This window comes from Rhodopila sp. (genome assembly GCF_965277825.1).
Lineage (GTDB): Bacteria > Pseudomonadota > Alphaproteobacteria > Acetobacterales > Acetobacteraceae > Rhodopila.
The window spans coordinates 2,099,255-2,123,839 of record NZ_OZ255846.1; the positions used below are offsets into that span (position 1 = coordinate 2,099,255).

22 protein-coding genes are annotated in these 24,585 nt (G+C 66.1%); 15 read left to right on the forward strand and 7 right to left on the reverse strand.

Annotated elements, in window-relative coordinates:
- Positions 1-32: 32 nt before the first annotated feature.
- Complete coding sequence (locus tag ACQY4T_RS10550; RefSeq protein ID WP_428541256.1) at positions 33-398, reverse strand: hypothetical protein; 366 nt, start codon at positions 396-398, stop codon at positions 33-35.
- 518 nt (positions 399-916) lie between these two features.
- Here ACQY4T_RS10550 and ACQY4T_RS10555 point away from each other — a divergent pair.
- On the forward strand, positions 917-2,215 hold the full coding sequence (locus ACQY4T_RS10555; RefSeq protein ID WP_428541259.1) for an LLM class flavin-dependent oxidoreductase: 1,299 nt from the start codon (positions 917-919) through the stop codon (positions 2,213-2,215).
- A gap of 192 nt (positions 2,216-2,407) precedes the next feature.
- On the opposite strand, the gene ACQY4T_RS10560 is transcribed toward ACQY4T_RS10555, so the two are convergent.
- Complete coding sequence (locus tag ACQY4T_RS10560) at positions 2,408-3,226, reverse strand: TIGR03619 family F420-dependent LLM class oxidoreductase (RefSeq protein ID WP_428541262.1); 819 nt, start codon at positions 3,224-3,226, stop codon at positions 2,408-2,410.
- 479 nt (positions 3,227-3,705) lie between these two features.
- On the opposite strand from ACQY4T_RS10560, the gene ACQY4T_RS10565 reads away from it, so the two are divergent.
- From ACQY4T_RS10565 to ACQY4T_RS10615, 11 genes are all read left to right on the forward strand, one after another.
- Entirely contained in the window at positions 3,706-4,401 is a 696-nt protein-coding gene (locus ACQY4T_RS10565; protein WP_428541265.1) for a hypothetical protein, read from the forward strand.
- A gap of 41 nt (positions 4,402-4,442) precedes the next feature.
- The gene (locus ACQY4T_RS10570; RefSeq protein ID WP_428541268.1) at positions 4,443-5,585 is read left to right on the forward strand and encodes an amidohydrolase; all 1,143 of its coding nucleotides are present in this window, start codon (positions 4,443-4,445) and stop codon (positions 5,583-5,585) included.
- Between the two features lie 59 nt (positions 5,586-5,644).
- Positions 5,645-6,043: a PPOX class F420-dependent oxidoreductase gene (locus ACQY4T_RS10575; RefSeq protein WP_428541271.1), complete on the forward strand. Its 399-nt coding sequence runs from the start codon at positions 5,645-5,647 to the stop codon at positions 6,041-6,043.
- Between the two features lie 501 nt (positions 6,044-6,544).
- Positions 6,545-6,997, forward strand: coding sequence for a (2Fe-2S)-binding protein (locus ACQY4T_RS10580; protein ID WP_428541274.1), 453 nt, complete (start codon positions 6,545-6,547; stop codon positions 6,995-6,997).
- Between the two features lie 3 nt (positions 6,998-7,000).
- Positions 7,001-9,295: a molybdopterin cofactor-binding domain-containing protein gene (locus ACQY4T_RS10585; protein ID WP_428541277.1), complete on the forward strand. Its 2,295-nt coding sequence runs from the start codon at positions 7,001-7,003 to the stop codon at positions 9,293-9,295.
- A gap of 18 nt (positions 9,296-9,313) precedes the next feature.
- On the forward strand, positions 9,314-9,592 hold the full coding sequence (locus ACQY4T_RS10590) for a hypothetical protein (RefSeq protein WP_428541280.1): 279 nt from the start codon (positions 9,314-9,316) through the stop codon (positions 9,590-9,592).
- Between the two features lie 28 nt (positions 9,593-9,620).
- Positions 9,621-11,384, forward strand: coding sequence for a PQQ-dependent dehydrogenase, methanol/ethanol family (locus ACQY4T_RS10595; RefSeq protein ID WP_428541283.1), 1,764 nt, complete (start codon positions 9,621-9,623; stop codon positions 11,382-11,384).
- 71 nt (positions 11,385-11,455) lie between these two features.
- Positions 11,456-12,133, forward strand: a complete 678-nt coding sequence (locus tag ACQY4T_RS10600) for a c-type cytochrome (RefSeq protein ID WP_428541286.1) — start codon at positions 11,456-11,458, stop codon at positions 12,131-12,133.
- A 1-nt stretch (position 12,134) separates the two neighbouring features.
- Positions 12,135-12,758 (forward strand): hypothetical protein, encoded by a 624-nt coding sequence (locus ACQY4T_RS10605; protein WP_428541289.1) that lies wholly within the window; start codon positions 12,135-12,137, stop codon positions 12,756-12,758.
- 23 nt (positions 12,759-12,781) lie between these two features.
- Positions 12,782-13,378, forward strand: coding sequence for a ubiquinol-cytochrome c reductase iron-sulfur subunit (locus ACQY4T_RS10610; protein WP_428541292.1), 597 nt, complete (start codon positions 12,782-12,784; stop codon positions 13,376-13,378).
- Positions 13,379-13,427: 49 nt separating this feature from the next.
- Complete coding sequence (locus ACQY4T_RS10615; protein WP_428541295.1) at positions 13,428-15,170, forward strand: methanol/ethanol family PQQ-dependent dehydrogenase; 1,743 nt, start codon at positions 13,428-13,430, stop codon at positions 15,168-15,170.
- 162 nt (positions 15,171-15,332) lie between these two features.
- On the opposite strand, the gene ACQY4T_RS10620 is transcribed toward ACQY4T_RS10615, so the two are convergent.
- Positions 15,333-16,301 carry an aldo/keto reductase gene (locus ACQY4T_RS10620; RefSeq protein WP_428541298.1) on the reverse strand — a complete coding sequence of 323 codons (969 nt, stop codon included), beginning with the start codon at positions 16,299-16,301 and terminating at the stop codon, positions 15,333-15,335.
- A gap of 294 nt (positions 16,302-16,595) precedes the next feature.
- Here ACQY4T_RS10620 and ACQY4T_RS10625 point away from each other — a divergent pair, with 294 nt between their 5' ends.
- Both ACQY4T_RS10625 and ACQY4T_RS10630 read left to right on the forward strand, forming a co-directional pair.
- Positions 16,596-17,279 (forward strand): TVP38/TMEM64 family protein, encoded by a 684-nt coding sequence (locus ACQY4T_RS10625; RefSeq protein WP_428541301.1) that lies wholly within the window; start codon positions 16,596-16,598, stop codon positions 17,277-17,279.
- Positions 17,272-18,684 carry a dihydrolipoyl dehydrogenase family protein gene (locus ACQY4T_RS10630; RefSeq protein ID WP_428541304.1) on the forward strand — a complete coding sequence of 471 codons (1,413 nt, stop codon included), beginning with the start codon at positions 17,272-17,274 and terminating at the stop codon, positions 18,682-18,684. Before ACQY4T_RS10625 ends, ACQY4T_RS10630 begins: the two co-directional genes overlap by 8 nt.
- Here the strand turns inward: ACQY4T_RS10630 and ACQY4T_RS10635 are convergent.
- Positions 18,667-18,945 (reverse strand): hypothetical protein, encoded by a 279-nt coding sequence (locus tag ACQY4T_RS10635; RefSeq protein ID WP_428541307.1) that lies wholly within the window; start codon positions 18,943-18,945, stop codon positions 18,667-18,669. The two genes, ACQY4T_RS10630 and ACQY4T_RS10635, sit on opposite strands and share 18 nt — an antisense overlap.
- Positions 18,946-19,289: 344 nt before the next feature.
- Here ACQY4T_RS10635 and ACQY4T_RS10640 point away from each other — a divergent pair, with 344 nt between their 5' ends.
- A complete protein-coding gene (locus tag ACQY4T_RS10640) occupies positions 19,290-21,929 on the forward strand; it encodes an ATP-binding protein (protein ID WP_428542804.1) in 2,640 nt (879 codons plus the stop codon).
- 80 nt (positions 21,930-22,009) lie between these two features.
- On the opposite strand, the gene rpmB is transcribed toward ACQY4T_RS10640, so the two are convergent.
- The 3 genes from rpmB to ACQY4T_RS10655 form a co-directional block, all read right to left on the reverse strand.
- Complete coding sequence (gene rpmB / locus ACQY4T_RS10645; protein WP_428541310.1) at positions 22,010-22,312, reverse strand: 50S ribosomal protein L28; 303 nt, start codon at positions 22,310-22,312, stop codon at positions 22,010-22,012.
- 104 nt (positions 22,313-22,416) lie between these two features.
- Positions 22,417-22,665, reverse strand: a complete 249-nt coding sequence (locus ACQY4T_RS10650; RefSeq protein WP_428541313.1) for a hypothetical protein — start codon at positions 22,663-22,665, stop codon at positions 22,417-22,419.
- Positions 22,666-22,710: 45 nt separating this feature from the next.
- A complete protein-coding gene (locus ACQY4T_RS10655) occupies positions 22,711-24,561 on the reverse strand; it encodes an ABCB family ABC transporter ATP-binding protein/permease (RefSeq protein WP_428541316.1) in 1,851 nt (616 codons plus the stop codon).
- Between the last annotated feature and the right edge of the window lie 24 nt (positions 24,562-24,585).

The window sequence follows — 24,585 nt, forward strand, 5'->3', positions numbered from 1 at the left end:
TACTTGGCTTATGTAGGTCTCCGCGTCTAATGCTAAATTTTTGCGACGGCAGCCTCCGGATGGTACGAGGACGCGAAGTCCAGCATCCGCTCGACGGCTGGTTTCCAATAAACGTGGTCCAGATGTCGCGAGAAGAGGGCACGACTGATCCTCGGCAGGTCGTGGTCGATGCTCCACAGATTCTGCGGATTCTGCACGGACTTTTCGTCTGGAATGACATCGCCAACCCAAGAAAAAGCCGATTTTGCCCGTTTTCCAGGTTCATATTCAGGCTGTGTCTGGAATTCACTCAGATATAGTATCCGAAAGGAGTCGAGCCGCCCGACTAATGCCGCACACGCATTCTCGAGTAGCACCCGCGCACAGAACGGCCCAAACGTCAGCGTGTCGTCGGACATATCTTCATTCAAGAATCTTACCGCTCTCGAAGAGAAACTGTTGATTGATCGGCAAAGCTGATCCAGCGCCGACTTCGCGATTCCCTTTGCGCTATCATCGCCGCATAGCAAAGATCCGATATTTCCCATACGACGGACATCCGATAGTTTGCACGCCTGCCGGGACATAACTGTCCTCTCGCAATAGTGCAATGGCGCTGCTTCTCCCCACTGCAGGCTCATCGCTGAACGGGCTCTCCTGGCGCATCCAAAACTTAATGGACCTACAGATACAGAGCGTAGTTGCCGGGTCAGACCTCGCGCAACGTTGCAGAATAAACGCACCGACCTTGCAATCGAAAGGTTCGGATTTTATCGCCAAGTTACGAAAACGATACGACACAGACAATTCCGCATCGCCGTCAGCCCTCCAGGTCGTCCCTCCACCCCACCCATCCTGATCTGCAACTGGACGCCCCCCGCAACCTTCGCTACTGACCAGAAGGCAAACCAGACGAAGCGCAAAGGACACCCACCCCATGAGGTTCGGCCTGATCTACGAACTGCAACTCCCCCGCCCCTGGGACGCCGAGTCCGAACACCGCATGGTCCACCACGCCCTCGCCGAAGTCGAAGTCGCCGACCACCTAGGCTTCGACTACGTCTGGGCCAACGAACACCACTTCCTCGAAGAATACTCCCACAACTCCGCCCCCGAGGTGTTCCTCGCCGCCGCCGCCGGCCGCACCAGACAAATCCACGTCGGCCACGCCGTCGTGCTCTCGCCCCCCGGCTACAACCCGCCCGCCCGCGTCGCCGAACGTATCGCCATGCTCGACCTCGTCTCCTCCGGCCGCGCCGAATGGGGCACCGGTTCCTCCGCCTCCCGCGCCGAACTCGAAGGCTTCAACATCGACCCGGCACTGAAAAAACTGATGTGGGCCGAGGCCACCGAACAGACCGCCAACATGATGGCCATGTCACCCTATCCCGGCTTCCAGGGCCAATTCTTCTCGATGCCATCACGCAACGTCATCCCCAAGTCGCTGCAGAAACCCCACCCCCCGATCTGGCTCGCCTGCTCCAACAAGGAAACCATCCACGTCGCCGCCCGCAACGGCGTCGGCGCCCTGGCCTTCGCCTTCGTCGACCCCACCGAGGCCGCGAAATGGGCCGGCGAATACTACGAAATCATCAAGTCCGACCAATGCGTCCCGATCGGCCACACGGTGAACGCCAACATCGCCATGGCCACCGGCTTCTCGGTCCACCACGACGAAGCCGAGGCCATCCGCCGCGGCGGCGAAGGCTTCCAGTTCTTCGGCTTCGCGCTCGGCCACCACTACGTCTACGGCGAGCACACCCCCGGCGTCACCAACGTCTGGGACCGCTTCCAGCGCGGCCGTGACGCCCTGCCGCCCGCCATCGGCAACGGCATCGGCACCCCCGCCCAACTCATCGACCGCCTACGCCAATACCAAAACGCCGGCGTCGACCAGGTGATCTTCGTCCAGCAAGCCGGCCGCAACACCCACGCCGACATCATCGCCTCGCTCGAACTGTTCGCCGCCGAAGTCATGCCGACAATGAAAGCCGACCAGGCCGCCCGTGACGCAAGGAAGCAAGCCGAACTCGCCCCCTACATCGAAGCCGCGCTGAAACGCAAAACCTGGATGCGCCCACTGGCCCCGGACGCCATCCCCCCAATCCCCGCCTACGGCCGTTCGGTCGTCGCCACCGACGGCGCCCCCAACGCCATCGCCGCCCGCCGAGGCGGCGGTATCAACATCCCCAACGAGGACCCATCCGAAAAACTCCGCGCCACCGGCAACGATTAATTTCGGGCCTGCCCCCCTCCAAGCAGCAGCAAGGACAAGAATGCGCGACGCCGAACGGCAGAAGGAAATCGCTCCCGGCTAGAGCCAGCGCGCGATCGCGCTGGGCGGAACGTCCACAGCGCGTGATATGAATTGCGCGCTCAAACAAGCAGAGAGACGATTTTCAGCATGCACAGCCAAGCTGAAGATCGCTTACCCCGCCAAAGCCCCAACCCCCTCCGTCACCTTCTCCCAATCATCCACGTTCCGGTCCTGCGGCGCCACCAGCAGGTGCTGCACGCCGATCGCCGCATAGCGATCGACCAGCGCACGCAACTCGCCGCGATCGGTCCCATCCCACTGCACCCGCATCGAGATCGTGAAATCCGCTCCAGGCCGAGCCTCGCGCAACCGTTTGACGATCGGCGCCGCCTCGTCGGCCGCGAGGCCGCTGCCGTGCCATCCATCGCCGATCCGGATCGTCCGCTTCAACGCCGCCTCGGCCTTGCCGCCGAACCACAGCGGGATCGGGCTGACAGGCATCGGCGTCATCGTCATCCCCTCGATAACCGCCGGGATGATGCGGCTCCTGAACGTCACCGGGTCTTCCGACCAGACCGCCCGCATCATCGCGATCCCTTCGTCCAGCCGTCGGCCACGTTCCTCGAACGGCACGCCCAGCGCCGCGAACTCTTCCTTCAGCCACCCCGACCCGGCGCCCATGATCAGCCGCCCCTCGGAGAAGTTCTGCAGCGTCGCCAGCTCCTTGGCCAAAGGCAGCGGATGCCGCATCGGCAACACCAGCACGGTGGTTCCCAGCCTCACCCGTTTCGTCACCGCGGCCGCCCAGGTCAGCGACAGCACCGGATCGAAGAACAGCGGCGACCTGGGGAACTTATCGCGCGGCACAATGATGTGCTCGCTCACCCAGACATCGTCCAATCCCAGATCCTCCGCCCGCTCGGCATGGCGGCGGATCAGCGCCGGCGTCGCCTGCTCACCCGCATGAGGCAAATGAATGCCGTATTGCATGACCGTTCGTTCCCCGTTGCGGCCGCATCATACCAGCCGACCCCTGCAAGCACGCAAACCCAAGCGGCGAACCGGAGGAGGTCGCTCTCCCGCTTCCCGCCTTCGCCGACTGTAACGAGTTAATCGGACCAGAACAGTCCGATCCGAGAGAAACGACCTCACCGACTCCCCAACGCCCGGGGGCGACAACAGCCGCTATCAGGCACACGATTTGGCCGCTGCCGACCTTCCGCTTGCACAAATCCTTCCCCTTCGCGTTCGCCGATCGATGCAACCGCGGCGCGTCCCCGATCACGAACTCGATCAGGAACGGCAGGCTGACATCCGCCGGCATTTGCTGATCAGTCGCGATGCCACAAGTGCGGCTGCCTCGAGCGCGACCTTAATCGCGCGCACCAATCGAAAGAAACTATTCTTGCAACCCAAGGAAAACTCCCCTACACACCCGCCGAACAAACCCCGAACCCAAGGCCCAACCAATGTCCCTGCCAACAAACCTCCCCACAACCCTGCCAATCGCCCTGCTCGAAACCATCCTCACCCGCATCGCCCCACTCTTCCTCATCGGCGCCCCCAACAACCCCGATGCCGCCCGCGACGCGGCAGCCCACATGCTCGCCGCATACCACCCCGAAACCACCCAGGAACTCCGCCTCGCCGCCAACATCGTCGCGTTCAGCTTCCAATCCCTCGAAGCCCTCTCCCAGGCCGCCACCCCCGACATGTCGCTCACCCGCGTCCTGCGTTTGCGCGGCAGCGCCGTCACCCTCACCCGAGAATCCGCCAAGGCCGAACGCCGCCTCGCCGAACTGCAAACCGCTCGCGGCAACGCCACCACCCAACCCGCCGAAACCCACCCCGCCGAAGCCCAACCCGCCGAAGCCCAACCCGCCGAAGCCCAACCCGCCGAACCCAAACGCACCGAAACCCTAGCCGAACCCAAGCCCGACACCCGCGAACCCACCCCCGAACCACAAATCGAAAAAGCCATCGCCCTGATCCAGGACACCGCCGAGATCGCCGCCACCGCCGAAGCCACCAACCAGAGCTGGGACCAGGCCCACGAAAACCGCCAGCGCGAGGCCCGCATCGCCGCCAGCCTGCAACGCGCCGAAGCCCGCGTCGCCGCCCTCGCCAACACCCCGACCCCCTCCATCCCCCACAGCCCAGCCTGAAACATTGCCCACCCGGCCCGCACCCGCTACCCATGCGAGACATGGACAACACCCTGCACGACCGCCTGACCCAATGGCGCCGCCACCTGCACGCCAACCCCGAACTCACCCTGCACGAGCAGCAAACCGCCGCCTTCGTCCAAGCCCGCCTCGCCGAACTCGGCATCCAATTCACCGCCGGCATCGGCGGCCACGGCATCGTCGCCAGCCTCACCCGGGGCCAATCCAACCGCTCAGTCGGCCTGCGCGCCGACATGGACGCCCTGCCGATCCACGAAACCAGCGGCGTCCCCCACGCCTCCACCAACCCAGGCGTCATGCACGCCTGCGGCCACGACGGCCACACCACCTCCCTGCTCGGCGCCGCCGCCCTGCTGCAAGCCGACCCCACCTGGTCCGGCACCATCCACTGCGTCTTCCAGCCCGCCGAGGAAGGCGGCGGCGGCGCCAAAAGCATGATCGCCGACCACCTGTTCGAACGCTTCCCGATGCAGCGCATCTTCGGCTACCACAACTGGCCCGGCCTGCAGGCCGGAACCGTCGCCGTCCACGGCGGCCCGGTCATGGCCGCCGGCAACCGCCTGGCGTTCACCATCACCGGCCACGGCGGCCACGCCGCGCTGCCGCACCTCACCCGCGATCCGATGGTCGCCTCGGCCCATCTGCTGCTCGCCCTGCAATCCATCGTCGCCCGTTCGGTCGACCCGCTGGACAGCGCGGTGGTCACCATCGCCACCATGCAGGCCGGATCGGCCGCCAACCAGATCGCCGGCCAGGCCACCATGCGCGGCACCATGCGCGCCCTGCGCAATGACGTCCGCGACCAGGTCGAGCAGACCATCCGCCGCATCGCCGACGGCGTCGCGCGCAGCTTCGACGTCAAGATCGACGTGGACATCCCGCCCGGCATCCCGGTCACCGCGAACCACCCCGCTGAACGCGACCTCGCCGCCCATGCGGTCACCGCCGCCGCCCTGCCGCTGCGCCGAGACCTCGCCCCGGCGATGACCGGCGAGGACTTCGCCTGGTACCTGCAGCAACGCCCCGGAGCCTTCGTCTGGATCGGCAACGGCCCAGGCGACAATGGCCGCGAACTGCACAACGCCAACTACGATTTCAACGACGCCATCCTGCCCGCCGCCGCCGGCTATCTCGCCTCGGTCGCCAGGCGCGCTCTGCAATAGCCGCTTGTCGAACCGCCGCCCCAACCCACGTACCAACGATTCTTAGTAAGGACACCGCCATGGCCGACATCCCCGCTGGCTTTCTCGACTTGCTGACCGAAAAGAAGGCGTTCGCCAACATCGCCACCCTGCAACCGGACGGGTCGCCGCAGGTCACCCCGGTCTGGTTCGATTACACCAACGGGTTGATCCGGGTGAATACCGCGAAGGGCCGGGTCAAGGCGCGCAACATGTCGGTCGGTTCAAAGGTGGCGCTGGCGATCATGGATCCGGACAATGACTACCGCTACATCCAGATCCGCGGCGCGGTCACCAGGGAAATCACCGAGGGCGCCGCCGCCCACATCGACAGCCTCGCCATGAAGTATATGGGCAAGGACAAGTACCCCTTCCATCAGGAAGGCGAAACCCGCATCATCTACGAGATCACCCCAGCCAGCGCCGACACCATGGGCTGATCGCCGAGCGCCACGCCCGACGCACTGACGACTGGATCAAAACAAGCAAAGGCTGGACGCACCAAGCGTCCGGCTTTTTCGCGCGAAAACTGGATCTGATCGAAGGATCAGCCGGATCCGAACCCGCGCTACCATTCCGCATACGTATCGCAACGACCCCCCAACGTCACCCCGCCAATCCGGCGGCATAAACACTTAAATTTGCATAGCCTGCCCCGGGCATCTCCGGAATAGTGAATTGCAGATTACAAAAAATCAAAGTTCCCCAGGGCCAGGATCGACCATGCCATGCCTTTCAACCGGTCTCGTCGCATCTACCGCCGGCCTCGCTGCGGCGCGTCTCTCGCGACGCCGGCTGCAGGCGCGACGCGCGTCGCGATCTCCATCCAAGACATGATGCCGGCGCCTCGAAGACCCATCCGGCACTGATCCGCGCGGGCCAATACGGCCACGCGCGTCGCATGAACAATCTTCTACATCAGCAGGAAGCGGACGGCGGAAATGATCAAACTGACAGTCAATGGGCAACCACATAACTGGGACGGCGATCCGTCGCTGCCTCTGCTCTGGTATCTGCGCGACGAAGCCGGGCTGACCGGCACCAAGTTCGGCTGCGGCCGAGCACTGTGCGGCGCCTGCACGGTGCATATCGAGGGCCAGGCCGCGCGCTCCTGCATCACCGCCATGGCCGACGTCGCGAATCGGAAGATAACCACCATCGAAGGCCTCGACCCCAACGGCGACCACCCGGTGCAGAAAGCCTGGCGCGAGGCCAACGTGCCGCAATGCGGCTACTGTCAATCCGGACAGATCATGCAGGCATCGGCGTTGTTGCAGCAGAACCCACATCCCTCGCACGACGATATCCGCGACACGATGTCGGGCAACATCTGTCGCTGCGGCTGCTACCAGCGTATCGAATCGGCGATCCGCCTGGCAGCGACGGGGACCTGACCGATGCATGACACCATCGCTCCCCAGATCGAGAACGTGTCCCGCCGAGCCGTCCTGCGCGGCCTGGGACTGACCGCCGGACTGGTGCTCGCGGTACCGGTGCTATCGCGCCGCGCCATCGCGGCCTACGCCACCGGCGCCAACGCGATGCCGCACGGCACCGTCAACGATCCCCGCGTCTTCGTCTCGATCGCACCCGACGGCATCGTCACCATCATCGCCTCGCGCGCCGAAATGGGCACCGGCGTGCGCACCAGCCTGCCAATGATCGTCGCCGACGAAATGGAGGCCGACTGGTCGCGCGTCCAGGTCCGCCAGGCCCCCGGCGACGAAGAAAAATACGGCAACCAGGACACCGACGGCTCGCGCAGCACGCGCCACTTCCTGATCCCGATGCGCCAGGTCGGCGCCGCCGCGCGGATGATGCTGGAAGCCGCCGCCGCGAAACGCTGGAACGTCGCCATCACCGAGGTGAAAGCGGTCAACCACGAGGTCGTCCACACCGGCACCGGCCAGAAGCTGGGCTTCGGCGACCTCGCGACCGAGGCCGCCCAACAGCCGGTGGTCGAGGCCTCCAAGCTGCACCTGAAGGACCCAAAGGACTTCCGCTACATCGGCAAAGGCAAGGTCGGCATCGTCGACCTGCATGACATCACCACCGGCAAGGCGATGTACGGCATCGATACCCGCCTGCCAGGCATGAAATACGCCGTCCTCGCCCGCCCCCCGGTGGTCGGCGGCAAGCTGGTCTCGTTCGACGCCACCGAGGCGATGAAGGTCTCCGGCGTGGAGAAAGTCATCCAGGTGCAAGGCTGGCCCTGGCCATCCAAGTTCCAGCCGCTCGGCGGCGTCGCGGTCATCGCGCGCAACACCGGTGCCGCGATCAAGGGTCGCGACGCGCTGAAAGTCGTCTGGCAGGACGGCGCCAACGCCAAATACGATTCCGCAAGCTTCCGCACCGAACTCGAAGATGCGGCGCGCAAGCCCGGCCAGGTGGTGCGCAACAACGGCGATGCCGACGCCGCGCTGAAATCGGCCGCCAAGGTCGTCGTCGGCGAATACTACCTGCCCCACCTCGCCCATGTCAGCATGGAAACACCGGTCGCCACCGCGCGCGTCGCCGACGGCAAGGCCGAGATCTGGGCACCGGTGCAAAGCGCCGGCGGCACCCGCGAGGACGTCGCCAAGACCCTCGGCATCACCGAGGACAACGTCATCATCAACGTCACCTTGCTCGGCGGCGGCTTCGGCCGCAAATCGAAATGCGACTTCGCGCTGGAAGCCGCGCTGATCTCTAAGGCGATCGGCGCACCGGTGAAAGTGCAGTGGACCCGTGAGGACGACGTTCGCCACGACTTCTATCACACCGTCTCGGCCGAACGGATCGAAGCCGGACTGGACAACGACGGCAAGGTGATCGCCTGGCGCCATCGCAGCGTGGCGCCGACCATCAAATCGACCTTCCAGGCTGGCGCCAATCATGAAGCGCCGTTCGAACAGGGCATGGGGCTGGTCGATCTGCCGTTCGACATCGCCAACATCCGTTGCGAGAATCCCGAAGCCGCCGCCCATACCAGGATTGGCTGGTTCCGCTCGGTTTCCAACATCCCGCATGCCTTCGCCGTGCAGACCATGGTTTCCGAGATCGCCCATCAGACCGGACGCGATCCGAAGGACATGTTGCTCGAACTGATCGGGCCGGCCCGCATCGTCGATATCGGGTCGGGTTCGAAAGACCTGTGGGACTACGGCGAGCCCCTGAGCAGCTATCCGATCGATGCCGGCCGGCTGCGCCGCGTGGTGGAACTGGTCGCCGAGAAGGGCGACTGGACCCGCACCTTGCCGAAAGGCCACGGGCTCGGCATCGCGGCGCACCGCAGCTTCGTCAGCTATGTCGCGACCATCGTCGAAGTCGCGGTGGACGACAAAGGCAGGCTGACCATCCCGCGAGTTGACACCGCGATCGATTGCGGCACCTTCGTCAATCCGGAACGCATCCAGTCGCAGATCGAAGGCGCCGCCATCATGGGCCTCAGCCTCGCCAAGTGGGGCGAACTCACCTTCAAGAACGGCCGCGCGGTGCAGGGCAACTTCAACGACTTCAAGGTGGCGCGAATCAATGAAGGGCCAGTGGTAACCAACGTCCACATCATGCCCGCCGGTCCCGACGTGCCGCCCAGCGGCGTGGGTGAGCCGGGGCTGCCGCCGTTCGCCCCGGCGCTGTGCAATGCGATCTTCGCCGCTACCGGCAAACGCATCCGTAGCCTTCCGATCGGCACCCAGCTCGGCAACGCCTAGGCGATGAAGGACCGGTCCATGCGAATACTCCTGCTCGCCGCCGCCGTGATCGTTTCTTTACCGTTGTGCGGCGCGGTCTCCGCCGCCGATCAGGGCAATGCCCAAGATAGCGCCAAGCCGATCACCACCGGCAGCACCCAGCCGCATCTCGGCAACGGACCGGCGGTCGAGAAGTCGCTGCCGTCACAGGCCTCGGACGCCACCCGGACCACCAACACCGGCGCGACTGATCAGGACAAGACCGTCAAATCGATGAACAACAACGCGAAGGCGAAGGTCGATACCGAAGGCAAATAGCATCGTCAAACGTTCCAGGAGAAACAATATGGCAAAAACCATGCGTATGGCGGTCGTCGCCCTTGCCCTTGCCGGCCCGGCGGTCGCGCTCGCGGCCGATCCGGTGACGCCGGATCAACTGCTGAAGGCGGACCAGGATCCGGGCAACTGGCTGACCCACCACAAGGACTACTCGGCGCAGCGCTTCTCGCCGCTGAACCAGATCAACAAGGACAACGTCAAGAACCTGCACGTCGCCTGGACGCTGCAACTGGGCGGCGTCGAAGGCGGCGGCATCTGGTCGCACGGTGGGCTGGAGGGCACGCCGATCGTCAAGGACGGCATGATGTATGTCACCGACGGCTGGGGCTCGGTTTACAAGATCGACACCCGCGGCGGACAGGCCAAGCTGCTGTGGAAGATGGATCCGAAAACCGATCACGACTGGGCCGGCGCCGTGGCCTGTTGCGGTGTGGACAATCGCGGCGTGGCGCTGGCCGGCAACCTGGTGCTGTCGCACTCGCTGGATGGCCGTCTGATCGCCACCGACAGCGACACCGGGAAGGTGGTCTGGCAGCGACAGGTGGCCGATCCCGACAAAAGCGAGGTGATCACCGCCGCGCCGCTGGTGGTCAAGAACCTGGTCATCACCGGTGTCGCCGGCGCCGAGTACGGCATCCGCGGCTGGATCGCCGCGACCGACCTGGACACCCACAAGGAAGTCTGGCGCACCTACACGATCCCGGCGAAGGGCGAGCCCGGCAGCAACACCTGGAAGGACAGCTATGACGCGGCTGCCACCGGCGGCGGATCGACCTGGGTGACCGGAAGTTACGATGCAAGAACCAACACGTTGTTCTGGGGTGTCGGCAACCCCGGGCCGGACTGGGATTCGCAGTATCGGCCCGGCGACAACCTCTATACCGACAGCACCCTGGCGCTGGATGTCGATACCGGCAAGATCAAATGGCACTTCCAGCACACCCCGAACGACCCGTTCGACTACGACAGCGTGGCCGAGAATGTGCTGGTCGATGCGCCGGTGCACGGGCGGACGACGCATCTGGATCTCGAGGCCGACCGCAACGGCTTCGCCTACGCGGTGGATCGCGACAACGGGTCGTTCCTCTGGGGCCTGCCGTTCGTCAAGAAGCTGACCTGGACCAAGGGTCTGGACCCGGAAACCGGCAAGCCGGCCGAATACGATCCGAAGCTTGCGGTGCAGAGATACAATCCCGCCGTCGTGCCGCGTAAGGACAATCTGGTCACGGTTACCTGCCCGGGCAACATGGGCGGCAAGAACTGGCCGCCGACCGCCTATAACCCGGTGCTGAAGGAGTGGTACATCCCGGTCATCGAAAGCTGCAACCGGATCACCGAGAAACCGATAACCCCCACCCCAGGCAAGCCGATCGCCAAGCGGGAGATGTTCACCGGCGGCGGCCCCGATCAATCCGAGCGCATCACCGGCAGCGTGACCGCGATCGATGTCACCACCGGCAAGGAAGTCGGCAAGCACGAGACGCCGTATCCGATGCTGGGCGGTCTGCTGGCGACCCCCGACCTGGTGTTCTACGGCCAACCCGACGGCAAGGTGGCGGCGCTGGACGCGAAGACGCTGCAGCAGTTGTGGAGCTTCGACACCGGTGGCGGCGTGAACGCGCCGCCGATGACGTTCACCTCCGATGGCAAGCAGTACGTTGCCATCCTGGTCGGGCAGGGCGGTGCCTGGGACAAGTGGTTTATCGATTCTACTCCGGAACTGAAAACCGTGCAGCCGGGTTCCATGCTGTTCGTCTTCGCCGTGAACTGATCTGATCGATATCGTTGGGGCGGGTGGCATGACCCGCTCCGGCGATACTGGCTCCTGGAAAGTGTGACGTTGTGATCAAAGGCTTTCGAGATGCTTCGGCCGCGATGCTGGCGGCCGGCGGGTTGCTGTTGGTGTTTGGATCGGGTTTGGCCCAGGCGCAGTCGGCATCGCCCGATGCGGGCCTGCGCGTGTTCAAGTCGGCCAATTGCATGGGTTGCCACAAATGGTCGGGCAGTGGCGGTGGTGGCTACGGCGGGGCGGCGGCGAACCTGCGGCACACCTCTTTGACCCTCCAACAGATCGAAAACACCATTCGCTGCGGCCGGCTCGGTTCAGGCATGCCGCATTTCGATGCCGACGCCTATTCCGACGGAAGCTGCTACGGGTTGAAGCAAGCGCAGGTGCCGCATGGACAGATGCCGCCCGAACCGGATCATCCGCTGCGCCAGGCCGATATCGACGCGGTCGCGACATATGTAGTGACAAACATCAAGGGCAAGGGCGACCCGACGCTTGCCCAGTGCCGGGCGTTCTTCGGCACCGGCACCCGCGTGTGTGACGTCTATGCCCAATCGGGAACCACGCCCGGCACCGATCAGCCCGCGGCGTCGGTTCAGCGCGCGGCATCGGCCCAGACCGGGGCCCAGCCCGGGGCACAGTCCGCGGCTCAGTCCGCGGCAGCGCAGCGACATCTAAGCGTGGACACGGCACCCGACGCCAACGCCGCGGGTTCCGGTGGAGGCAAATAAGATGATGAAAGCCGTGCTGCCGTTGGCCGCCGCGCTGCTGCTGCCCGCGGTTGGCCGCGCCGCCCCGCCAAAGACCGACCTTCGCGAGTTCCAGGTCGGCATGCCGGTATCGGCGCTGCCGCCGACCGGTTACGGCGATTTTGCCTGCACCAACGATCCGTCCATGAAACTATCCGGCTGGGGTGACTACAAGACCTGCCCGGCGTCACCGGACGGCACCCACGCGGTCAGCTTCCGCTACGATGCGCCCGCCGCGGGCGGCGAAGGCGACAAGACCCGGGTCGGCGGCCAACCGGTCAACCTCGCGCTGCTGATCGACAACGATGCCCAGGTCAGCGGACTCAAAATTGACACCGACCCGCATGCTCGGCTGTATCTACACAAGAAGGCCTATCTGTTCGCGCTCGAGGCACGCGCCCGGTTTGGCGAGGATGGATGGACCTGTCGCAAGGCGGACCCGACACCGACCGAACAGCCGATCGGTGAAGTGTTCATCAACGAGCACTGCGAGAAGCGCACCGATACGCGGCATTTCGTGATCGATCGCCAACTGTTCCGCGATCCGGCCAAGGATCTGCGTGATTTCACCGATGCCACGCAGTTGACCATCCTGCGCGCGCAATAAGCCGAGACAGAAGGGAGTACGGAGTGGCGGCATTTTCCAGGTGGTGCGCAATCAATCCACCTCGGCGACAGCTATTGCGGCTGGCGGCAGCGGCCACGACCGGTCTGTTGCCGGTCGGCGCGCGGGCCGAGAGCGACGACCCCAAACGCATGATGCGTCCGCAGGTCGGCGACCTGCTGATCCGAGCCGAGGGCGACAACCCGGGCGCGGTGATCGCCGCTTCCGACCTGAAGCCGGGTGAAGCGCCGATCATCGCCTGGGCGATCGATCCGAAAACGAAACTCCATCGTGACGGGTCGCGGCTCAATCAGGTGCTGCTGTTGCGGCTCGATCCCTCGGCGCTGGGAACGGTGACCCAGACTCACGCCGCGGACGGGCTTGTTGCCTATTCGGCGATCTGCACCCACGCGCAATGCACGGTCACCGGCTGGCTGAAGGATCGCCAGGTGCTGCACTGCCCGTGCCACGAATCGCTGTACGATCCTCGGCACGATGCCAAGGTGGTGGGGGGGCCGGCGCCGCGGCCTTTGGCGGCGCTGCCGCTGAAGATCGCCGACGGCAAACCGGAAGTAGCGAAGAGCTTCATCGGCAAGGTGGGGATGACCCAGCCGACGATGTGACAAGCGTAAGTATTTGGATAAAACGTCAACCGGAAGGGGAAAGACCAAAATGGTCGGCAGCAAGAAGATCCTGGAAGTGACATTGGCGGCGGCGTTTGTAGGCGGCTTGGGCACGCTGTCCGCGACCGCAGGGGAGGTGACGGACTACACACCCGTCACCCAGCAGCGGCTGGACAATCCTGAAGCCGGCAACTGGCTGCTGTATCGGCGCGACTATAACGGCCAGGGCTTCAGTCCGCTGAAGCAGGTCAACGTGCAGAACGTGAAACAGCTCAGGCCGGTCTGGACCTTTTCCACCGGGGTCAAGGAGGGGCATGAGGCGCCGCCGATGGTCAACAACGGCGTCATGTTCGTGACCACTCCGTACGGCCAGGTGTTGGCGCTGAACGCCAAGACCGGAGACCTGATCTGGCGCTACCAGCATACCCTGCCGGAAGACCTGACGCAGTTGCACCCGACCAACCGCGGCGTCGCTCTATGGGGCGACAAGTTGTTCCTGGCGGCGACCGACGACCACCTGATCGCGCTCGACGCGAAGACCGGCAAGGAGATCTGGAACACCAAGGTGCAGGACTACCAGAAGGGCCAGTACATGACGCTGGAGCCGCTGGTGGTGAACGGCAAGGTGATGGTCGGCGGCTCCGGCGGTGAGTTCGGCGTGCGCGGCTACGTCGCCGCGTTCGATGCCGATGCCGGCAAGGAGTTGTGGCGCACCTACACCGTCCCCGAACCCGGCCAGCCCGGCAGTGACACCTGGTCGGGCGATGCCTGGAAGACCGGCGGCGGCCCGGTCTGGATCACCGGCACCTACGATCCGAAGCGCAACATCGCCTATTGGGGCACCGGCAACGCGGCGCCATGGCCCGGCGACCAGCATCCAGGCGACAATCTATACACCAGCTCGGTCATCGCGCTGAACCCCGATACCGGCAAGATGGTTGGCTTCCACCAGTATCACCCGAACGATTCCTGGGACTGGGACGAGATCGATTCGCCTATACTGATCAGCAACATGAAAGATCACGGCCAGACCTTCGACGGCCTGGTGCATCCTGGGCGGGATGGTTACTTGTGGGTATTGAAACAGACCACCCACGGCATCGACTTCGTCTCCGGGGAGCCGTTCGTCGGCCAGAACGCATTCAAGGGACTGGATGAAACCGGCCGCCCGATCGTCGATCCGGCGCACAAGCCGACCACCGACAAGGACGTATCGTTCTGCCCGTCGCTGTGGGGCGGCAAGGACTGGCCGGCCGCGTCGTATAATCCGGATACGAAACTTCTATACATTCCCGCCAACAACAACATGTGCGAGTCGATCGAGGGCAAGAAACAGACACTGGTCGTCGGTCAGCCCTGGTACGGTGCCGATACCGACAGCGCCAAGTTGAAGCCGGAGGCCGACCACATCGGCGAACTGCAGGCCTGGAACCTGGAGACCGGCAAGCAGGCCTGGATGCATCCGTTCCCCAAATCGCAACTGTTCGGTTCGGTGCTGACCACGGCGGGCGACCTGGTGTTCGTCGGCGGCACCAATGACCGGATGTTCCGCGCCTTCGATGCCAAGACCGGCAAGCTGCTGTGGGAGCAGCGGACCAACTCCGGCATCATGGGCATGCCGGTTGCCTACGAGGTTGATGGCCAGGAATACATCGCCATCCAATCCGGCTGGGGCGTCGATGCGCAGCGCATCCAGACCATGCTGTCGAAGACCACCATGAAACTGAACCCCGACGTGCCGCAAGGCGGCGTGGTGTGGGTTTTCGCGGTGCAGAGCGCCCCGACTGAATAGATCGGATCTCGGGCCTCAGCCAGGCTGCCTGTTCCCCCCTGGCCGTTCGCGGCCCGGGGGGATCACGTTTCGCATGAGCGTCGCGGGCAGCGGGATGGCACGCGAGGGCCGCCGCCGGCGGCATAATTCCGCGCCGAGGGCCGGCATCGGCGGACCGACCGATCATGCCGCGGCGACGGTCGCCTCGATCCTGGCGATCAGGTCCGCGGGCAGGGGGCCTGCCGAAGCGGCGGCAACGCAGCCGGCCAGTTCCGTCCGGTTCTTCACCCCCAGCACCAGCGTATCGATCGGCAGACCCAGCGCGTAGCGATGTGCCACGATCGCCGGGTCCTCGCCGATTTCGGCGCACAGTGCCCTGAACCCGGCGGCGCGGGCATAATCCATCATCTCGGGATGGTTCGCCGGCATCGGTCGATCGATCGCCGCGGTCAGCGCACCGGCCTGCACCGCGCGGATGCCCATCACGCCCACCCCGGCTTCCCGCGCCGCCGCCATCACCGCGCGCGGCTTGGCCGGCCCCTGGTAGAACTTCAGCCCGCCCGGCGAGTCCAGCAGGTTGGCGATGCACTGCACCGCGGCCGGCCTGGGGTGCTCGGCCAGCACCTCGATCACAGCATCGGGATGGCCGATGCCGGTCAGGCCCCAGGCGCCGATCAGCCCTGCTTCCTTCAGCTTTTCGAATGCCGGGCGCACCCGAGCGCGGAACAACGACAGCGAGGTCAGCCGGCTGGCATCGGGCGCCTGCCACATCGCATGCCCGTCCGCCACCAGGTTGGAGTGCAGGAAGAAGATATCTAACCGGTCCCGCCGCAGCAGCCGCAGACTGCTCTCGATGGACTGCCGCAGCACACGCTCCACCGTCTCGGGCGCCGGATTGCCCAGGTTGCACTTGCTGGTCAGATAGACCCCTGGCGGCAACCGCCCAGCGAACGCCTCACCCACCACCCGCTCCGCCTTGCCGTCGCCGTAGCGAGGTGCCAGGTCGAGCAGGTTGATCCCCGCCGCGACCGCCTCGTGCACGGTGGCGACGCATTCCTCGAACGTCGTCTCGCCCCACAGCATGCCGAGACCGCCACCGCCCAGGGTGAGCGTCGATACCGGGAACAGGGAGCCGAATGGATGCAGTTTCATCGCTGGCCTTTCGCGCCGATCGCCGATCACTCGCAGGTTGCCGCCGATCGGTCCAGGCCACGATCGGCTTTAGCCGGCTGCTGAAGGCCAGGGCGAGGGCGCTGTCCTTGACCCGCTGGGGCCGAAGCCCCTGGCTTTGGTCGCGCGCGGCTGCAAACGCTCGCCCCCCGATCTGCTTTCATCCGCGGTTGGAATCCGGGGCGGCACCGGCGGGTCAATGAGTGTGGGCAAGTCGGCCGCCGGAGCGACCGGTTTTCGCGCGACAATCGGGCGCCGCGGCCGCATTGTCGCGCCATGCGCCGTTTCCTGCCGTTGCTTGTGCTTGTCGTCCTCGGCGCGGCCGCGTTCGTCAGCTTGCGCGGCTACGGCTGGCACAGCCTGGCGCGGCATCAGGGTCAACTGCTGGGCTGGGTCGGCACCCACCCGGTGCTGTCGGCGGCGCTGTTTGTCGCCGCCTATGTCGCCACCGCCGCGCTGTCGCTGCCGCAGGGTGCCCTGCTCACCGTTGCCGGAGGATTGCTGTTCGGCACCGTGCTGGGCTGCGGCCTGACTGTGCTCGGCGCCACTGTCGGGGCTTCGATCCTGCTGGTGGTGGTGCGCTCCGCCTTCGCCGAGGCCTTGAACCGCCATCGCGGCCGCATCCCGCCAAGGCTGCAAACCCGGCTGGCGCGCGACGGCTTCAGCTACCTTCTGGCGCTGCGGCTGGTGCCGCTGTTTCCGTTCTGGGTGGTCAACCTGGCCGCCGCCGTCGCCGGCATCCGCCTGCGGGTGTTCGTTCCGGCAACCTTGCTGGGCATCGCCCCGGCCAGCCTGGTGTTCAGTTCGATCGGCGCCGGTGTCGGCGGCATTTTGGCGCAAGGTGGCACGCCCGACCTGTCGGTGCTGTTCTCGGCGAAGATCCTGTGGCCGCTGCTGGGGCTGGCGGCGCTGTCGCTGCTGCCGGTGCTGTGGCGCCGGCGACCGGGCGCGGATGGCTGATTTCGACCTGGCGGTGATCGGCGCCGGGGCGGCCGGGCTTTCGGTCGCGGCCGGCGCGGCGCAACTGGGTGCCGCGGTGGTGTTGATCGAACGCGGCCGCATGGGCGGCGACTGCCTGAACACCGGCTGCGTGCCGAGCAAGGCGCTGCTGGCGGCGTCGCGCGCGGTTCGGGGGGTGACGGATGCGGCGCGGTTCGGCGTGATCGCGGGTCCGCCGGTGGTGGATTGGGATCGGCTGCGGGCGCATCTGCGCAGTGTAATCGCCAGTCTGGCCCCGATCGACTCCGAGGCTCGGTTTCGCGCGCTGGGCGCCACGGTGATCCGCGGCGAGGCGAGGTTCCTCGATCCGGCGACCATTTCGGTCGATGGCCGAACCATCACCGCGCGCCGTTTTGTCATCGCCGCCGGCAGCCGCGCGGCGGTGCCCTCGATCGAGGGGCTGGCTGGCATCCCGTATTGGACCAACGCGACGGTGTTCGACCTGGCGGAGCGGCCGGCGCATTTGCTGATCCTGGGCGGCGGCCCGATCGGGCTGGAGATGGCGGACGCATTCAGCGGCCTGGGCTGCCGGGTCAGCGTCGTTGAGGCCGGGCGGATCGCGGCCAGGGAGGACCCCGAACTGGCGGATGGCCTGCGGCTCGAACTGGCAGCCAGGGGGGTGGCGTTGCATGAGGCGGCGACGCTGACCGGTGTTGCCCCCGGCCCGGTTCTGCGGCTGGCGGACGGCAGCAGCATCAGCGGGTCGCATCTGCTGGTGGCGGTCGGACGGACGCCCAACCTGGCGGCGCTGGACCTCGAGGCCGGTGGTGTCCGGGCCGGTCCGGCCGGAATCGCCACCGACCGCGGGCTGCGCAGCCTGACCAACAAGCGTGTGTTCGCGGTGGGGGATATTGCCGATCCGGTCGGGCTGGGGCCGCGTGCGTTCACCCATGTCGGGTCTTATCATGCCGGCATCGCCATCCGCCGCCTGCTGTTCCGGCTGCCGGCGCGGGTCGATTACGCGGCGCTGCCCAGGGTCACCTACACCGATCCGGAACTGGCGCAGGTCGGGCTGACCGAGGCTGAGGCGGTGCAAGCCGGCCTGGATGTGCGGGTTTTGCGCTGGCCGTTGGCCGACAACGATCGGGCGGTGGCCGAACGCGACACCGCGGGCCTGGTCAAGCTTGTGGTCAGTCGGCAGCGCGTGGTTGGCGCCGGTATCCTTGGTCCGCAAGCCGGCGAGATGATCAGCCAGTGGACGCTGGCGATCGCCCAGCGGACCACGCTGTCGGCGCTGGCCGGGCTGGTGGTGCCGTATCCGACCCGTTCGGAGGCCGCCAAGCGCGCGATGGGCAGTCTGTTCGCGGCGCGGCTGTTCTCGCCGCGGAGCAAAACCCTGGTTCGCTGGTTATCCCGGTTGCCGTAGTGGAGCTGCCGCGATCGTGGGGTTGGTTCGATCGAATTCCAACGGCGTCAGGTGCGGTTGGTGGTCGGCCGCGGTCCTGGCCTCGGCCTCGGTGGCGGTCATGTGCAGCATCATGTGATACGCGTCGGGCGGCTGCAGCCGGAACGATCGCGGATGGTCTGCATCGCCGCGGGCTTCGATTGCCGCGGCTTCGGCGTCGAGTTCGATGGCCAGTTCGAGCAGCATTCGTGAAATGTGCAGATCGTCTCCGAATTGAGCCATTTCGCGTGCGCATACGGCTCGTTGTCTGAAATGGGCAGCGTCCAAAACAGCCTCCTATTGCTATTTCAGAATAGGGACGAATCCGAAGCAAAATGAATCACGAGATAGCGAGGGACGACGATTAGCGAGATGGTTTCTGGGTGTTTCTGGAAAGACGCACGGCAGGTGTTCGTTTTGCAGGGAGAATTTCGCGGCTGTAACCGCTGGGTCGGGGTCAGGACAGAATGTCGTGAGCGGGTTTTCTAACCCTCGTTGATTGCGGCAAGCCGGCATAGGCTCAACCGGAAGTAGACAACGGCGGAGTATCCTCTATTGCCAGGGTCGAACGGAGTCTCAGAACCGTGATGCGGGAAACGCGGGTTGGAACGTTCCTGCTGTGGCTGGTTTTGACTGTCTCGATCCCTATGCTGCTGCTCACCGTCGGGGTGATGTGGCACCTGCAAGAAGTGCAGCGTCGGCAGCAACAGACGGCGTTGATCGACCTGGCGCGGGAGGCGTCCCAGATGGTCGACCAGCGGCTTGAACGGCTGGCCGACGGACTGCTGGGGCTGGCTGGATCGACGGCGCTGGAGCGCAGTGATCTGCAGGCATTTGGCCATGAGGCCGGCCTGACGTCGGCTCGGTTGGGTGGCGTTCCGATCAGCCTGGCGACGCTGAGCGGGCGGGTGCTGCTGCGGGCGGGCGACGTCCGGCCCGAGCCGAACGCGGCCGAAGCCTCGGTGCGGCAGACCGCGCAGACGGCGATCCGCACCGGCATGCCGGTGATCACCAACTTTCTGCCGGTCAACCAGCCCACCCGGCGGGAGATCGAGGTCGCCGTCCCGGTGCCTCGGATCGGTGAGACCACGGCGGAGCGTGTGCTGGTCGGTGAAATCGACAGCGCGTGGCTGGGCCGGCTGGCGGCGACCCTGCCCGCCGGGCCGAGCGGGTTGGTGATGACGATCCTGGATCGCGATGGCCTCACCGTGGTCGGATCGGGGCCGGGCTGGCAACCGGTCGACGAACCGGCCCGCCCAGGGTGGCGGCAGGCGATCCAGGACCGGCGGTCCGGCCTGCTGGCGGATCAGGCTACACTGGCGGGTGGGCCGGTCATCCAGGCGTTCAGTATTGCCCGACTCAGCGGCTATGGCGTGGTCGCCCGGCAGCCGCGCGACGCATTCGGCGCGGCGATCGAGCCGGACCTGATGCGCACGCTGCTGATCGGCGCCGCGCTGTTGATCGTCGGCCTGGTCGCCGCATGGTGTTTGGCGCGCCGGCTGGTCGGCGCATTGCGCGGGGTGCCGGAGCGCGATCCGGCCGGCGGCCCAAGCGGACTGCGCGAAGTGGACCAACTGACGGCCAAATTGCGGGTTGCGCTGGAGGCGTGCGATGCCAGCAAAATCACGCTTCGTGCCAATGAGGGCCAGTTGCGCGACCTGCTGGGCATGCTGGATCTGGCGGCGATCGTGGTGCGCGAAATGGACGGCACGATCCGCTTCTGGTCGCTCGGCTGCACACGACTGTATGGCTGGTCGCGCGCCGAGGCGGTCGGACGATCGTGCCATGAACTGTTGAGCACGCAGTTCCCGGTCCCGGCGGGACAGATCGAGCAGGCGGTGCTGACGCGGGGCGAGTGGACCGGCGATCTGGTGCACCGGCGGCGCGACGGCTCGCTGATGGTGGTGTCGGCGCACACCGTGCTGCGGCGCGATTTCGAGGCGCATGCGCCGATGGTGATGGAAAGCCTGGTGGACGTCACCGCCCTGCGTGAGGCGCAGGATGGCCTGCGCCGGCTTGACCAGGATCTGGAGCAGCGAGTGCGGTCCGAGATGAGCGCCAGGGAGGCGGTGCAGCGGCGCGCGGAGTATGAGCATCGGATCCGGGCGCTTGGCGCGCTGGCGGGTGGCATCGCGCATGATTTCAACAACGTGCTGCAGGTGGTTGCGGGCGGCGCGGCGTTGCTGGCGCGGCGCCCGCACGATGCCGACGCGGTCGGCCGGCTGGGCCAGGTGATCAGCGATGCGGCGGTGCGTGGGGCCGCGATAACCCGGCGGATGTTGGCGCTGGCGCGGCGCGACGTGCTGCAGTCCGAACCGATCGAGCCGATGGTGCTGTTGACCGCGACGCAAGGGGTGTTTGCAGCCAGCCTGGGGGCGCGGATCGATGTTCAACTGCAGATCGTGCCCGGGCTGCCTCGGCTGCTGGCCGACAAGGCGCGGCTGGAGACCGCGCTGCTGAACCTGGGAACCAATGCGCGCGATGCGATGCCGGACGGCGGCACGCTGCGGCTGACGGCATCATTGGAGGCGGTGATGCCGGCGGACGCGGCGCGTCACGCGGGCGGCCTGCGGTCCGGTATCTATGTCCGCCTGTCGGTCGAGGATGATGGCGCCGGCATGAGTCCGGCGACATTGGCCAGGGTCGGGGAGCCGTTTTTCACCACCAAGGATGTCGGCGAAGGCACCGGGCTGGGTCTGTCGATGGTCAAGGGCTTCGCTGAACACTCGGGCGGCGGGTTCGCCATCGAGAGTGCGATCGGGGTGGGGACGACGGCGGTGTTGTGGCTGCCGGTGGTGCCGGGCGATGGCTGGACGACGGCAGGACCGGGGGCGGGTGCGGCGGGTATGCGACGCAGCGGGCAAATCCTGCTGGTGGATGACGACCGGCTGGTGCTCGATGCGTTGACCGAACAACTGGAGGGGTTGGGCCACCGGGTTCTGGCCACCTCCGGCGGCTGTCACGCGCTGGCCATCCTGCAGGCGCGAGAGGCGGTCGACCTGTTGATCACCGATCTGGCGATGCCGGGAATGAACGGGTTGGCGCTGATCGAGCAGGCCAGGGAATTGCGGCCGAGCCTGCCGGTGATCCTGCTGACGGGTAATCCACGCGAGATCGCGGCGATCGAGACGGCGGGGGACCCGCGCTGCGCCGAGTTGGTGATGCGCAAGCCGGCGACCAGCGCGATGTTGGGTGCCAGGGTGTCGGCGTTGCTGCAGCGGGCGTGATGCCTGGCAGGGACGACGGTATCAGGCCGGGGCGCGGGTAAGGCGCTAGAGGCCAGGCGCCTGGGGTCAGGCGCCCGAGGTCAGGCGGCGGCGGCGGCGCGCTTGACCTGGGCTTTCTCGATCCGGCGCTTCAACGTCTTGCCTTCCGGCGTCAGGCCGCGGTCCGGCGTGCCCATCAGGAAGGCGTCGATGCCGCCGTTGTGCTCGACGGTGCGGATGGCGCGCGTCGATAGCCGCAGGCGCACCTCGTGGCCGAGAATGTCGGACAGCAGCGAGGTCACCTGCAGGTTGGGCAGGAAACGGCGGCGGGTCTTGTTGTTGGCGTGGCTGACGTTGTTGCCGCTTAGGACGCCCTTGCCGGTGAGTTCACAGCGACGAGACATGGCATTTCATTCCTCGGGGCACTTCATTTCTCGCTACGGATCGGAAGGCGCGGGTTATGGCGATAGTGACGAGCGGCGTCAAGCAAGTCGGGGGGTGGTCCGGGTCAGGGCTGCTCGTCGTCGTGCGGTTCGCGCAGTTCGCCGGACCGGACGCTGGCGATGGCGTTGTTCAGCACGCCGATGATGGCGTCGTCGGACATGGTGCGGGTCAGCAGGGCCATCGACCCGCCGAGCAGGGCGGAGGCGATGGCGAGCGGGCTGATGTTCTGACCGGTCATGTATTCCACGGCCTTGTCGACCACGGCGCCGGCATGGCTGAGGGTCTCGGGGGGTTCGTTGTGGTCCTCGGGCATGGGGGCTCCTGGTTTGCGGGGTGGTTAGCTGGGTTTGCGGGGTGGTTAGCTGGCGGGTTCGAGGTCGTGTTCGGCGGCTTGCAGGGTCCACATCCTGGCATATAGGCCGGCCTTGGCCAGCAAAGCGAGGTGGCTGCCGCGTTCGGCGATTTCGCCGTCGTGCAGCACGATGATCTCGTCGGCATCGACCACGGTGGACAGGCGGTGCGCGATGACCAGCGTGGTGCGGCGGTTGGCGACGGCGCGCAGCGCGGCCTGGATATCCTGCTCGGTGCGGCTGTCGAGTGCGCTGGTGGCCTCGTCGAGGATCAGGATGCGGGGGTCTTTCAGGATGGTGCGGGCGATGGCGACGCGCTGTTTTTCGCCCCCCGAGAGTTTCAGGCCGCGCTCACCGACGCGGGTGTCGTAGCCGTCGGGCAGTCGGGTGACGAAATCGTGCACCTGGGCAATCCTGGCGGCCTGTTCGATCTCGGCTTGCGAGGCGCCGGGGCGGCCGTAGCCGATATTGTAGCGGATGCTGTCGTTGAACAGCACGGTATCCTGCGGCACCACGCCGATGGCGGCGCGCAGGCTGTCCTGGGTGACCGCGCGGATGTCCTGGCCGTCGATCAGGATGCGGCCGTCGGTTACGTCGTAGAACCGGAACAGCAGGCGGCTGATGGTTGACTTGCCGGCGCCGGTGGGGCCGACGATGGCCAGCTTGCCGCCCGCCGGGACGGTGAAGTCGATACATTTAAGTATCGTCCTGTTCGACTGATAGCCGAAACGGACGTTCTGGAACTCGACGTCGCCGGCGGCGCCCTCGGACAGGTGCGCGGCCAGCGCCGTGGCGCCCGGCTGGTCGGTGATTTCGCGTGATACGCGCAGCAGGGCGAACATCTGCTCCATATCGACCAGGCCCTGCTTGATCGTCATGTAGACCACGCCGAGGAAGTTCAACGGCTGGTAGAGCTGGATCAGGTAGGTGTTGACGACGACGAACTTGCCGACGGTCATGCTGCCGTCGCGCATGCCCGATGCCGCCAGCAGCATGATCAAAGTCAGGCCGGTGGCGGTGATCATGGCCTGGCCGAGGTTCAGCGCGTTGAGCGACACCTGGACGCGGACGGCGGCGCGTTCGTAGCGCGCCAGGGCGTGGTCGTAGCGTTGCGATTCGTGTTCCTCGTTGCCGAAATACTTGACCGTTTCATAGTTGATCAGGCTGTCGAGCGACTTGGTCGAGGCATCGTTGTCGGTGTCGTTCATGGTGCGGCGATAGCGGCTGCGGCGGCCGGCGAGGATGGTGGTGAAGCCGACATAGACCACGACCGCGGCGAATGTTACGACCGCGTAGCGCCAGTCGAACATGTGCCAGATTATGGCGGTGACCAGCACCAGTTCCAGCAGCGTGGGGACGACGTTGAACACGGCGAGGCGTAGCACTGACTGCATGCCGAGGACGCCGCGGTCGATCACCCGTGAGAGGCCGCCGGTCTGGCGGTCGAGATGGAAGCGCAGGCTTACGGCGTGCAGGTGGCGGAAGGTGCGCAGCGCCAGCAGCCGGACGGCGCGCTGCTGCACCGAGGCGAACAGCGCGTCGCGAACTTCGCCGAATCCGGCGGAGCCGACCCGGATCCCGCCGTACGCCAGGATCAGCGCCAGCGGCACGACGAAGGCGGTGGCGGCGGCGTCTTTCGGTGCCAGGGCGTCGATGATGCGGCCGTAGATCACCGGGACATAGACGGTGGCGAGCTTGGAGGCCAGCATGAACAGCAGCGCGGTCGCGACGCGGATGCGCGCGCCGGTGTTTCCGGCCGGCCACAGATAGGGCAGCAGGGAGATGATGGTCTGCCAGGTCGATCGTCCTGGCGGGGGCGCCGGCCGGTCGGCGGCGGCGGGATGGCTACTTCGTGTCATGGCGCGCATGTGGCATGGTGCAGT